The organism is Collinsella sp. CM84Y_54, from assembly GCF_036317945.1.
Lineage (GTDB): Bacteria > Actinomycetota > Coriobacteriia > Coriobacteriales > Coriobacteriaceae > Collinsella.
The window spans coordinates 397,919-410,868 of record NZ_JAWQCX010000001.1 but is presented as its reverse complement, the minus strand read 5'-3'; the positions used below and the strand labels follow the sequence as shown (position 1 = coordinate 410,868).

Below are 12,950 nucleotides of genomic sequence, written 5' to 3'. Positions count from 1 at the left end.
GTTGTTACATCAAATCATAGGCATCGACGTCAACGCTCACGCTCACGCCGCGCACGGAGCCCACCTCTTTGAGGCAGGTGTCGATATCATCAGAGACATGGTACCCTACCGGCGACTTAACAAGCAGATGGAAGCGGTAACGGTCCTTGGCTCTCTCGATTACACACGAAGCCGGACCAAGCACCTGAGGCACGGCACTCCCCGCCCGCAAAAAGTCGGGCGCGGCGGCATGCCAGCGACGCTTGAGGAGCTTCGCGATGCGACCGATGTAGTCCCGCGCGTCATCCACGTTCGTCGACCATACCAAGATGTTGGCCAGGCGCACGAACGGCGGATACAGGGCGTCGCGACGCTGTTCCAGGTCGTAGTCGGTAAAGATTGAACGATCGTGCTCGGCGACGGCGCGAATGACCGGGTCCTCGGGCAGATAGGTCTGGATAATGACCTCGCCGGGGCGATCGCCGCGGCCGGCGCGGCCGGCGACCTGCTCCAGCAAATCGTAAGCGCGCTCCCCCGCTCTAAAATCGGGCAGCTTGAGGGCGAAGTCGGCATTGACCACGCCCACGAGCGTGACCTCGGGAAAGTCGAGGCCTTTGGCGATCATCTGGGTGCCCAGCAGCACCGCGCAATCGGCGGCATCGAACTGCTCGAGCAGCTTTTTGTGCGCGTCCTTGCCGCGCGTGGAATCGGCGTCCATGCGAATGATGGCGACGTCGTCGGGCAGCATCTGGTGCAGTGCGTCCTCGATCTGCTGTGTGCCCAGCCCCATTTTTGCCAGGTAGCGGCTGCCGCACTTGGGGCAGCGACTCGTGGGCGCCGGATAGGGCTGCACGCGCCAGGACGATCCGCAAGTGTGGCACTGCAGCGTGTGCGTGCGCTCGTGATACGTAAGCGCGGTGGAGCAGTGGTTACAGGTGGGGACGCAACCGCACTCGCGGCACATCAAAAACGGCGCAAAGCCGCGGCGGTTATGCAACAGCACAGCCTTCTCGCGCCGCTCTACAACGCGCTCCAAGCCTTCCATCAACGGTTTTGAAAACATCGAGCGACTGCCGTGTGCGAACTCGCGGCGCAGGTCGGCAATGCGGACTGTGGGCAACACGGCGTGTCCCGGGCGCTCGGGCATCTCGACGCGCGTCCAGGTGGCACCGTTATACGTGCCACGGCGGCAGCGATCGAGAGCCTCGGCAGAAGGCGTGGCGGAGCTCAGCACGAGTGGGCACCGATAGCGGCGCGCCATCTCGGCAGCCACCTCGCGCGCATGGTAGCGCGGGCTGGAACCCTGCTTGTAGCTGGTCTCGTGCTCCTCGTCGATAATGATGAGGCCCAAGTCGCTGAGCGGGCAAAAGAGCGCCGAGCGGGCGCCCACGACCACGCGGGCCGCACCGCTGGCGACCATATCCCACTGGTCCAGACGCTCGCCGGCCGAAAGACGCGAATGGAACACAGCGACCGTCTCGCCAAAGCGCGAGCGAAAGCGCCCGACAGTCTGGGCCGTCAGCGAGATCTCGGGCACGAGCACGCAGGCCGAACGGCCGGCTGCCAGCACGCGCTCAATCGCCGAGAGGTAGACCTCGGTTTTGCCGGAACCGGTAACGCCATCGACGAGCACCACATCACCGTGAGCGTCCAGGCGTGCGCGCTCAATCTGCGCGAGCGCCTGCTGCTGGCCGTTCGTAAGCGCGACCGGCGCCTTACCGCTCGCCGAGGACAGCGTGGTCTGCTCGCTGCAGCCACGCCACGCACGGCGCTCTTCCACCACCACGACGCCTCGTTTTTCGAGCGCTTTAATGGTCGCCGACATACTGTTGAAGAGCAGGTTAAGGTCGCGCGTCGTGACCGGGCCGCATTGGAGTGCCTCGATGAGCTGACGCTGACGGACCGCGGTCTTGGGCGGCGTGTAGTCGAAACCCTCGGGCGTGAGCATGACCCAGCGGTTTTGGATGGGTTTAACGGCGGGGCGCTCAACGGTCCACATGCCGTCCTCGCCCTTGACCACGCGCGGGCTTCCACCCGGGGGCAAGAAAAGGCGCAGGCACTCAGAAAGCGTTGCGACGTACTCGCGGCTCATCCAGCGCGCAATACGGGCAGCCTCGGCGGTAAAGAGCGGCTTGCTGAGGATAGCCTCGATAGGCCTGATGCGCGCGGGATCGAGAGCGTCGTTGCCTTGCAGGTTGGCCAGCTCGGGCGCGATGTCGACGATGTATCCAGCGGCCGCACGGTTGCCAAAATGAACTAGGACGGTGGAGCCGATCTGGACATCGTTGGCGAGTGACTGCGGAATGCCGTAGGCAAACGGTTCGGACAGCGCACGGGTCGGGATGTCGAGGACAACGCTCGCATAGGCGGCGACGGGCTCGGGTGCGGGCTCGGGCCGCGCCGGAGCGGCGACAGGAGCCGCGGACTTCGGAGCTTCCTTAGGTTCCGGTGAACCAAACAGCGAAAGTTGCTCGGCCATGGCCCCAGCACCTCCTATCCCATACGTCTACAGAAACAAGAGCCCCGCTCGGGGTGAACGGGGCTCGGATACATGCGTTTACGCAGCTGCTACAGCGCCATCGTGCGGGCGCGGTCGATGCGCGCCAGGCAGTCGTCGCGGCCGACGAGCGCCATGGTCTCGCCCAGCGGGGGGCTCACCATGTTGCCGCAGACGGCGACGCGCACAGCTTGGAACACCACGCGCTTCTTGAGGTCCATCTGCTCGGGCAGCGGCTCAAGCGCGGCGTCGATGTTGGCAGCCGTCCACTCGTCCACGCCCTCGAGCGCGGCCTTGGCGGCGTCCAGAATGGCACCCATGCCTTCCTTGGCCAGGCCCTTGTTGACAGACTTCTCGTCATACTCGAGCGTCTCGGCCGTGGCAAAGATGGGAGCGGCGACGGTCACGGCGTCGGCCGGCATCTTGGTGCGCGGCTTGACGATGGCGGCAAGCGCATCGATCCAATCCTCACCGTACTCGACATTACCCTCGATGAGACCCGCCTCGTGCAGCTCGGGGACCATGATCTCGTCGGCAAACTGAGCATCGGACATGCCGTTGATGTACTCGGCATTGACCCAGTCGAGCTTCTTGGGGTCGAAGGTCGCCGGGTTCTTGGAGATGCGGTCGAGCGAGAACTTGCTGGCCAGGACATCGCGCGGGATGATCGTGGTCTCGCCGTCGAGCGACCAGCCAAGCAGCGCCAGATAGTTGACAAAGGCGTCGGACAGATAACCGGCGTCGCGGTACTCCTCCACCGAGGTGGCGCCGTGGCGCTTGGAGAGCTTTTTGCCGTCGGCGCCCAGAATCATGGAGATGTGGGCGAACGTGGGCACAGGCGCGCCGAGGGCCTCGTAGACCATGACCTGGCGCGGGGTGTTGGACAGATGGTCGTCGCCGCGGATGACGTGGGTGATCTTCATCATGGCGTCGTCGACGACGGTCGCGAAGTTATACGTGGGCGTGCCATCGGAGCGGAAGATGACGAAGTCATCGAGCTCCTTGGCGTCGAAGGTCACCTCGCCGTGGACGGCGTCGTGGATGACGACGTCGCCGCGGTCCTCGGGCACCTTGATGCGCAGGACGTAGGACTCGCCGGCCTCGATGCGGCGGCGTGCCTCCTCGGGATCAAGATCGCGGCAGCGGCGCTGATAGCCCTGGAAGGGGTCCTTGCGCTCCTGGGCGGCCTTGCGATCGGCGTCGAGCTGCTCCTTGGTGCAGAAGCAGGGATAGGCCTTGCCCTCGTCCCAGAGCTTCTGAGCGGCCTGCTTGTACAGGTCCAGACGCTCGGTCTGTGCGTAGGGGCCATAGTCGCCGCCCACCTCGGGACCCTCGTCCCAGTCCAAGCCCAGCCAACGCATAGCGCGCAGGATGATCTGCGTGTTCTCGTCGGTGGAACGGGTGGGGTCGGTGTCGTCGATGCGCAGGATGAACGTGCCGCCGTTTGCGCGGGCGAAAGCCCAGTTATAGATAGCGGTGCGGGCGCCGCCGATGTGCAGCTTACCCGTGGGTGAGGGTGCAAAGCGGACGCGAACGTCTGATGCCATGGAAATCTCCTCGATTACAGGATGGATGTCTAACCGCACCAGTATAAAGCAACAATGCCCACCTCCGCACAAAGGGCACCGACCCATTCATTGGGAATAGACTTAAATGACCAGTCGCTGGGGACGTTCTTAGTTTATGGCCGGTCGTTTATGTCTGTCCCCAATGAGTAGGTGCGGAAAGGGTGTGAATGTTGGATTTACGCGCTATGATGTGCCCTTGCATACAGAGCCCGGCGGAATGGCAACGGTCGCCGGGACGCGTTTTTGAAAGGACAATCATGTCAGAAGAACTTCGTTCCATCCCACCCCAACACGGGTCCTTTGTGTTTACGTCGGAGTCGGTGACGGAAGGTCATCCCGATAAGATCGCCGACCAGATCAGCGACGCCGTCCTCGACGCAATCCTCGCTAAAGAAATAGAGCTGCAGGAGCAGGGCTATATTGCGCCCAACGGCGTGCCCGCCAACGTGGAAAACGTCCGTTGCGCCTGCGAGACCCTCGTGACCACCGGCACCGTCATCGTTGCCGGCGAGATCCGCACCCAGGCCTACGTCGACGTGCAGGAAATTGCCCGCGGCGTTATCCGCCGCATTGGCTACAACCGTGCCAAGTTTGGCTTTGACTGCGATACCTGCGGCGTTATGAGCCTCATCCACGAGCAGTCGCCCGATATCGCTCAGGGCGTCGACGAGTCCTTCGAGACCCAGACCGGCGCCACCACCGACCCGATCGACCTGATCGGCGCCGGCGACCAGGGCATGATGTTTGGCTATGCCTCCAACGAGACCAAGACCCTCATGCCCATGCCGCACTACCTGGCGAGCCGCCTGGCCGAGCGCCTGGCCGCCGTGCGCCACGACAGCACCCTGTCCTACCTGCGCCCCGACGGCAAGACCCAGGTCACGGTGCGCTACGAGGACGGCAAGCCCGTCGAGGTCACGACCATCGTCATCTCCACGCAGCACGCCGCCGAGATCGAGGACATGGGCAAGATCAAGGACGACCTCATCGAGCACGTCATCGCCCCCGTCATGGCTGCCGAGAACATGCCGTGGGACAACGCCGACATCTATGTGAACCCAACCGGTCGCTTTGTCGTGGGCGGCCCCATGGGCGACACGGGCCTCACCGGCCGCAAGATCATCGTCGACACCTACGGCGGCTACGGCCGTCACGGCGGCGGCGCCTTTAGCGGCAAGGACTGCACCAAGGTCGACCGCTCCGCCGCATACGCCGCGCGCTGGGTCGCCAAGAACGTGGTGGCAGCCGGCCTGGCCGACCGCTGCGAGGTCGAGCTGGCCTACGCCATCGGCGTGTCCAAGCCGCTGTCTATCATGGTCGACACCTTCGGCACCGCGCATGTTGCCGAGGACAAGATCGTCGAGGCCGTGGAGAAGACCTTCGACCTGCGCCCGGGCGCCATCATCCGCGACCTGGACCTGCGTCGCCCCATCTACGAAAAGACGGCAGCCTACGGTCACTTCGGCCGGGAAGACCCCGACTTCACCTGGGAGAAGACCGACCGAGTCGAAGAACTCAAAGCAGCCTGTGGTCTGTAAGCCAGCGACAAAAGCCGCAGCCAAATAGAAACGCACCAAAAAGAGGTACCGGAACAACCGGTACCTCTTTTTTATTAACCGGTAGTGAAGATGAGTCGAGATGGGACACAGGATAGGTCTCCAGCTAATGAATTTTGCAGCACGCGCGCGTCTACCATGTATCCTAAGTTCCGAGGGCTTTAGTATTTGGTCGGTCGCGAGTTCCGCACGAGCCGGAGGGCACTTAATGTGCTCTCCGTGCGAGTCAGGACTGTCCGAGCAGGCGACCAAATACTAAAGCCCTCGGAACGGCGGGACAAAGTATGCCCCGCCCCTCGGGACGACGAGATATAGAAGGAGCAGCCATGGCAGGCAAGCCGCAAACACTAGCTACGACCTCGGCATTCGAGATCTTGGGCCCCGTCATGGTCGGCCCCAGTTCGTCACACACCGCCGGCGCCCTGCGGTGCGCCCAGGTTGCCGCCAGCCTGTTGGAAGGCTGCATCATCAAGGTCACCTTTGGCCTGTGGAACTCCTTTGCCCACACCTACCGCGGCCACGGCACCGATCGCGCGCTCGTAGCGGGCATCTTGGGCCTCGATACCGACGACGAGAACATCAAACAGGCCTTTGACCTCGCGCGCGAGCAGGGCCTCGACTATCACTTTGACATCAAGGGCGACGACGCCTCCATCCACCCCAACACCGTCGACATCGACATGATCGATGACACGGGAGCCACGGCACAGGTCCGCGGCGAAAGCCTTGGCGGCGGCAAGATGCGCATCAGCCGCATCAACGGCGTCGGAGTCGACATCTCGGGCATGTATTCCACGCTCTTCGTGGCACACCAGGACGTCCCCGGCGTGCTCGCCGCGCTCACGAACCTGCTTGCCTACGCACACGTCAACATCGCCTTCTGCCGCACCTACCGCACCGAGGTGGGAGGCCAGGCTTATTCCGTCTTTGAGACCGACGACGCTCCCGACGATACCGTCGTCCCCATGCTGCGCAAACTCGACAATGTCGATTACGCCACGTTTATCGAGCTCCCGGGCTCGGCCTCGTCGCTATCCCCCGGCGTCTCGGCCAAGGAGATCTTTGACGACGGCGAGCAGCTACTCGATGCGTGCGGTGAGCTCGGCCTGAATATTGGCGCCGTTATGGCCGTGCGCGAGGCGCGCCTAACCGGCGAGGCCCATGCTATCGCAGCCATGCGCCGCGTGCTCGATGTCATGCGCGAGGAGACCACGGCCCCCATCGCCAATCCGCAGCGATCGCTCGGCGGGCTTATCGGCGGCGAGGCAAAACTTGTCGATGCCACCCGCCGCAATGATTTGAGCGCAAGCCTGATGGGCCCCGTTCAGACCGATGCCGTGGCCCGCGCGATGGCCGTGCTCGAGCGCTCCGCTACCATGGGTGTGATCGTCGCCGCCCCCACGGCCGGCTCCGCGGGCGTCGTCCCCGGCTGCGTGCTGGCGCTCGCCGATCATCTCCAGCTCGACGACGAACAGGTCATGGATGCCCTCTACTGCGCCGCCGCCATCGGCCTCAACCTCACCACGAGCGCCTGCGTCGCCGGTGCCGAGGGAGGATGCCAGGCCGAGGTTGGAAGCGCTGCCGCCATGGCCGCCGCCGCACTGGTCCAGATGCTGGGAGGCACGCCGGAGCAGGCGCTCGATGCCAGCTCCATCGCGCTGAGCAACCTGCTGGGCCTCGTTTGCGACCCCGTCGGCGGCCTTGTCGAGGTTCCCTGCCAAAACCGCAACGCCATCGGCGTGGCCGCGGCCTTTAGCTCGGCGCAACTCGCCCTCGCCGGCATCAAGAGCCTGGTACCGTTTGACCAGATGGCACACGTAATGCTCTCGGTGGGCCACGCTCTGCCTGCCACGTTGCGCGAGACGGCCAAGGGCGGCATCGCACAGGCTCCGGCAGCACTCTCGGCGTGCGAAAAATGCGGAATATGCGGATAGCGAGCAAAAGCGAACGATAGGTGGGACATATGTCCCACCTGTTCCTTATCGCCACCGTTTTCGTAACACAAGCAACTGCGTAATCGCTATAATTCAAGCCCAGACAAAACACGATGAGCCGCAAGGCGAAACTCGAAGGAAATATATACGATGTCGCAAATCGACCGCAGCCAACTGATTCCCGATCCGCAACAGCCCAGCAGGCATGCAGGTGGTGTCCAGTCGCCGCATCCGATTGCACCGAACCACAGCAGGCAGCGCGGTGCGTCAAACGCCTCCCAGCGCCCGGGTCAGCAGCATCAGCAGCATCAACGACGCCAACCGCACGATGTAAACAGCAACACGCGCAGGCAGGCGACCTCGCACTCACGCGCCAATCGCAACAACACCCAAAAATCGGGCGGCAGCAATAAGCTCGGCGGAAAGACGACCCTCTTTGTGGTCTTGGGCCTCGTCGCCATTGTCTACATCGTAGGCGTCGTGGCGTTCTCGCAGGTCGCATACCCCAACACCACGATTGCCGGCGTGGACATCTCGTTCTCAAACGCTTCGTCAGCCGCCACTAAGGTTAACTCGGCATGGAAGCACTACAAGCTCACCGTGTCGGGCGACGACTTTAGCTGGACCTACCAGCCCAAATCCGATGAGCCCATCGTCGACGGCGAAACTGCCGCAAAAGAGATTATCAGCCATAATGAAGCCTTTATGTGGCCGGCCCGCCTTGTCGAGTCGTTAAGCGGCAAAGCCAAGACCACCGTCGCCAACAATGAGGTCAACCTCGATCAAGACGTCGACCTGTCCATGCTCTCAAATGCCTTTGATCAAAAGCAGTTCGAAGAGGACCTGGGCGCCGCCATCGATGCCTTTAACGAAGGTCGTTCCGGCACCTTTGAGGCCTCGAGCTCCTATGACGAGCAAGCTGGCAAGTTCACTGTGGAGAAGGCCCGCTCCAACGAAAAGCTCAGCCGCAAGCACGTGATCAAATATGCCGAACTTGAGCTCGCAACGCTGGCCGAAACCGTTGACATTACCAAGATCGGCAACGACGCCTACGAGCCCCTCAACGGCACACTCACCAACGACCAGATTCAAGCCGCATGCGATGCCGCCAACAACTTCCTGGGCGTCAACGTGAGCCTCAAGCTTAACGGCGATGAGGTCGGCAAGGTCGACGGCAGCTCAGTGCTGCAGTGGATCAGCTTTGCCGACGCTGCTAACCCCACGCTCGATACCTCACAGATCAGTAGCTGGGCCGCAGAGCTCGCCAATAGCTTTAACACAGTAGGAACCACGCGCTGGTGGACACGAGCCGACGGTAAGGAGTGCGCCGTCGAGGGCGGCGACTTTGGCTGGTCAATTGACAGCAAAACGCTCGCCAAGCAGGTAGAAGAAGCCATAAACAACAAGCAGACGGGCGATATCGAAATTTCGTATTCCAAGAAGGCCGATACCTTCACCGCAAAGGGCGAGCCCGACTGGAAGGCCTACATCGATGTCGATCTTTCCGAACAATATGCCCGCTACTATGACGAAAATGGTGCCATCGTCTGGGAAGCACACTTCATCTCGGGACTGCCGGGTGAGCATGCCACACCCGAAGGCGTATGGCAGATCAACAGCAACAGTGGCGGAACAACGCTTATCGGCAAAAAGGACCCCGAAACCGGCAAGCCAGAATACGAATCCAAGGTCGACTACTGGATGCCCTTTGAGGGCAACATGGTGGGTCTCCATGATGCCTCCTGGCAGAACGATGCAAGTTTTGATAACCCCAACTCCTACAAGTGGTGCGGCAGCCACGGCTGCATTAATTTGCGGCCGAGCGATGCCAAGGCGCTGCACGAGTGCATCAAAGTCGGTCTGTGCGTGGTCGTGCACTCATAGCGCATCACACGCGACACAATAAAGTCCAGAGCCGCCTACCTTTCATTGCTGAAAGAAACATGCCCATACGCCCGCCCCAACCGGCGGGCGTATATACTTATCGCGGTATGTTCTATAAAGGAGACGCTATGACAAAAGTCCCGACCATCACTCCGGGTCCCGACGATACCGGGCACGCGCCGGAAGGCGCCACCGAAACCCTGCCGCTTATCACAAGCGCCCCCACGGCACAGCAAAACAACAACAAGCAAGGTAACGCCGGGATATCCGACGATGAGGCTTACGCGAAGCTCAAGGCCAAGCGTGCGGAGCGGCGACACAAAAAGCTCGTCCGCCGCGGCATCGCTGCAGGCATCGTGGGCGGCATGATCCTAATAGCCATAATCGCGAGCGTTATCCTCACCTCGCAGCCGCAATCTGCGGACGGACCTGTTACCGATATGGTCATGGAAGGTACCTTTACCACGACCGTCGAGGCAAAAGGGCAGCTCAAGCCTATTTCGGCCTCGGTCGTCTCCCCTTCTGTCGACGGTACGGTGGCACAGATCAACGTGCAGGCCGGTCAAAGCGTCAACGAGGGCGACGTGCTCATGACGATCAAAAACGATGAGCTCGATAACGCCGTTGCCGAGGCGAAGCGCGCGGTCGCGGCTGCCCAGGAAGACCTGAAAAACGCGCAGGCGGCGCTCGCCGCCGCACAGGCAGCACCGACGCTGGATGCCGACGGAGCGACCACCCCGACGGATGCAACCGCCGACGCCAGCGCTGTCTCGAGCGCCCAGCGCAATCTCGCCTCGGCCCAGGCAACCCTGGACCAGGCAAACGCCAAGGCGGCCGAACGCACCGTAAAGGCCCCCAGCTCGGGTAGCATCGTTGAGCTCAACGCCAAAGTGGGCGCCACGGTGACCGGAGGCATGGTCATGGGCGAAGGCGACACGAGCGGCGGCAAGCAGTGCATGCAGATCGCCGACCTCTCCAAGATGAAGGTGACGGTTCAGGTGGGCGAAAAGGACATCGCCAAGATCGCGGTAGGCCAGAGCGCCAACGTTACCTATCCCGCGTTTCCCGATATCGTGAGTCAGGGCACCGTCACGGCTATCGCGTCGGTGGCAAACTCCGACGCCGCCAACGGTGGTGGCGGCAGCGTGACCTTTAACGTCGACATCCTCATCGAGGCACCCGACAGCCGCCTTAAGCCCGGTATGACCGCCGAGGTCTCGGTGGTGACCGAACAGCTTGATGAGGTGGTCATGGTGCCCACCATGGCGCTGATGACCGAGGACGGCGAGCACTATTACGTCAATCTTGCCTCCGATGACGAAGGCAAGGAAACGCGCCGCGTGAAGGTGACCGTTGTGACGCAAAACGACAACGACGCCGTAGTAGGCAAGACGCAGGTCAAGCGCGACGACCAGGGCAACGAGATCAACCCCGACGTGCCGGTTACCAAGCTGCGCGATGGCGATACTATCGTTATGGATACCGGCGCGGGCGTGACGGCAGACGGCGGCGACGGCATGCCTGCCGACGAGGGCATGTAATGCGCCCCGTCATCGACATCCGCAACGTGCACCGCATCTTTGAGAGCGAGGCCGGTTGCGCCCACATCCTGCACAACGTGAGCCTGGCGGTAGACCCCGGTGAGTTCGTCGCCATCACCGGCCCCTCGGGCTCGGGCAAGTCGACGCTCATGAACATCCTGGGTTGCTTGGACAAACCGACGGCGGGCGACTATTACCTGCAGGGGCTCAATGTCGCTGAACTCGACGATGATGAGCTCACCGAGGTGCGCGCGCTGAGCATTGGCTTTGTCTTTCAAAGTTTCAACCTGCTGCCGCGTCTGTCGGTTATCGAAAACGTCATGCTGCCGCTGTCCTACACCAATGTGCCGCGCAGCCAGCGCGAGATGCGAGCCGTACACGCGCTGCAAGCTGTCACGCTTCCGGTCGACCATTGGGACCACCGCATATCGGAACTCTCGGGCGGACAAATGCAGCGCGTCGCCATCGCGCGCGCCCTCGTCAACGATCCGCCCATCATTTTGGCCGACGAGCCCACGGGAAACCTGGACTCGGCAACCGGTGCACTCGTCATGGAAACCTTCCACAAGCTCCAGGAGCGCGGCAAGACCATCGTGCTCATCACGCACGACCCGGGCATTGCCGCCGAGGCCGACCGAGCCGTGACCATTCGCGACGGGCGAATCCATGACGGCGCGTATATCGCGCATGCACCGAACAATCTACGTTGCGCCGTCAACGAGCTACCCGCGATTTGCGCACCTTCTACACCGCCGAAAGGAGCAGAGGCATGAGCACCCGTGATCTTGTCCAAGAAGCCCTGCACTCGCTCGAGGCCAACAAGGGACGTAGTCTGCTCACCATCCTGGGCATCGTCATTGGCATCGCCTCGGTCATAGCCATGACCTCGCTCATCGGCGGCATCCAAAACAGCTTGGTCAACAGCTTGGGCCTCAACGCGGCCCGCATGGTGCAGGTCTACTCGTCCCAAGAGCTCACCGATTCGGACGTCGAGAAGCTACGAAAAATGGTGCCGCAAATTGAGCAGATCGGCATCGTCGACAGCGCCTATTCAGAGTACAAAGTTGGAGATAAAAGCTATACCGTCATGGCCCAGGGTGTCGATAGCGACATGCTCGACGCCGTGGGCGCCAGCAAGATCGTCGCCGGTCGCACCTATAGCGACATCGAGTCCAAATCCGGCGCGCGCGTGGCGCTCATCGGCCGCGGCGGCGCCGATCAACTTTACGGCAACGAACAGGACGCGATTGGCAAGACCATCAAGGTTTCAAGCGGAGACGTGCAGATCATTGGCGTCATCGACGGCGGCAACGACTCCATGGGCTCGCTGAGCCTGTACATGCCACGAGAAACGATCGCCGAGCTCTATGGCGATGACAATCCGTCATTTCCCAGCGTGACGGCACTCGCCGCCGAGGGCACGGACATGGATGAGCTCTGCAAGACGATCGAGTCCAAGGTGCGCAACATGAAGGGCATCTCGGAGGACGACGAGTACGAAAGCGTGACGGCAAGCTCCATGAAAAGCGCTATCGATGCCCTCAACTCCTTTATGGGCGCCTTCTCGCTCATCATGGGCGCGGTTGCCGGCATTTCGCTGCTCGTGGGCGGAATCGGCATTATGAACATGATGCTCACCAACGTGACCGAGCGCATCCGCGAGATCGGTATTCGCCGCGCTCTGGGCGCAAGCCGACGTGATATCACCGCCCAGTTTTTGGCCGAATCCTCGGCGCTGTGCATCACCGGCGGCATTCTAGGTGTCGTGATTGGCTATCTGCTGGCCTGGGGACTCACGTTCTTTGCCGCCAACTCGGGCATTATGAGCGAGTTTGGAGCCACTGGGACGATTACGCCGAGCTTCTCCATTACGACCGTGTTGATCGCGTTTGCCGTATCGGTTGGCATCGGCGTGATCTTTGGCTTCTACCCCGCTCGCCGCGCCGCAAAGCTCGATCCAGTCGAGTGCCTGCGCTATCAGTAAGCCAACA

General features: G+C 62.1%; 8 protein-coding genes. 6 read left to right on the top strand and 2 right to left on the bottom strand.

Annotation, left to right across the window (positions count from 1 at the left end; translation table 11 throughout):
- Positions 1 to 4: 4 nt before the first annotated feature.
- Positions 5 to 2,458, bottom strand: coding sequence for a replication restart helicase PriA (priA, locus tag V2391_RS01830; RefSeq protein WP_329738009.1), 2,454 nt, complete (start codon positions 2,456 to 2,458; stop codon positions 5 to 7).
- An 89-nt stretch (positions 2,459 to 2,547) separates the two neighbouring features.
- Positions 2,548 to 4,023: a glutamate--tRNA ligase gene (gene gltX, locus V2391_RS01825; RefSeq protein ID WP_329738008.1), complete on the bottom strand. Its 1,476-nt coding sequence runs from the start codon at positions 4,021 to 4,023 to the stop codon at positions 2,548 to 2,550.
- Between the two features lie 278 nt (positions 4,024 to 4,301).
- On the opposite strand from gltX, the gene metK reads away from it, so the two are divergent.
- The 6 genes from metK to V2391_RS01795 all read left to right on the top strand — a co-directional run bounded on the left by metK (position 4,302) and on the right by V2391_RS01795 (position 12,943).
- A complete protein-coding gene (metK, locus tag V2391_RS01820; RefSeq protein WP_329738007.1) occupies positions 4,302 to 5,582 on the top strand; it encodes a methionine adenosyltransferase in 1,281 nt (426 codons plus the stop codon).
- Between the two features lie 344 nt (positions 5,583 to 5,926).
- On the top strand, positions 5,927 to 7,534 hold the full coding sequence (sdaAA, locus tag V2391_RS01815; protein WP_329738006.1) for an L-serine ammonia-lyase, iron-sulfur-dependent, subunit alpha: 1,608 nt from the start codon (positions 5,927 to 5,929) through the stop codon (positions 7,532 to 7,534).
- Positions 7,535 to 7,684: 150 nt separating this feature from the next.
- Positions 7,685 to 9,418, top strand: coding sequence for a L,D-transpeptidase (locus tag V2391_RS01810; protein WP_329738005.1), 1,734 nt, complete (start codon positions 7,685 to 7,687; stop codon positions 9,416 to 9,418).
- A gap of 128 nt (positions 9,419 to 9,546) precedes the next feature.
- The gene (locus V2391_RS01805) at positions 9,547 to 10,959 is read left to right on the top strand and encodes an efflux RND transporter periplasmic adaptor subunit (RefSeq protein WP_329738004.1); all 1,413 of its coding nucleotides are present in this window, start codon (positions 9,547 to 9,549) and stop codon (positions 10,957 to 10,959) included.
- Entirely contained in the window at positions 10,959 to 11,732 is a 774-nt protein-coding gene (locus tag V2391_RS01800; RefSeq protein WP_329738003.1) for an ABC transporter ATP-binding protein, read from the top strand. Before V2391_RS01805 ends, V2391_RS01800 begins: the two co-directional genes overlap by 1 nt.
- Positions 11,729 to 12,943 carry an ABC transporter permease gene (locus tag V2391_RS01795; protein WP_329738002.1) on the top strand — a complete coding sequence of 405 codons (1,215 nt, stop codon included), beginning with the start codon at positions 11,729 to 11,731 and terminating at the stop codon, positions 12,941 to 12,943. Before V2391_RS01800 ends, V2391_RS01795 begins: the two co-directional genes overlap by 4 nt.
- Positions 12,944 to 12,950: the final 7 nt, after the last annotated feature.

Coding starts and splice junctions, on each gene's coding strand:
- V2391_RS01795 (WP_329738002.1), top strand. CDS start 11,729: ATGAGCACCCGTGATCTTGTCCAAGAAGCCCTGCACTCGCTCGAGGCC.
- V2391_RS01805 (WP_329738004.1), top strand. CDS start 9,547: ATGACAAAAGTCCCGACCATCACTCCGGGTCCCGACGATACCGGGCAC.
- metK (WP_329738007.1), top strand. CDS start 4,302: ATGTCAGAAGAACTTCGTTCCATCCCACCCCAACACGGGTCCTTTGTG.
- V2391_RS01800 (WP_329738003.1), top strand. CDS start 10,959: ATGCGCCCCGTCATCGACATCCGCAACGTGCACCGCATCTTTGAGAGC.
- priA (WP_329738009.1), bottom strand. CDS start 2,458: ATGGCCGAGCAACTTTCGCTGTTTGGTTCACCGGAACCTAAGGAAGCT.
- sdaAA (WP_329738006.1), top strand. CDS start 5,927: ATGGCAGGCAAGCCGCAAACACTAGCTACGACCTCGGCATTCGAGATC.
- gltX (WP_329738008.1), bottom strand. CDS start 4,023: ATGGCATCAGACGTTCGCGTCCGCTTTGCACCCTCACCCACGGGTAAG.
- V2391_RS01810 (WP_329738005.1), top strand. CDS start 7,685: ATGTCGCAAATCGACCGCAGCCAACTGATTCCCGATCCGCAACAGCCC.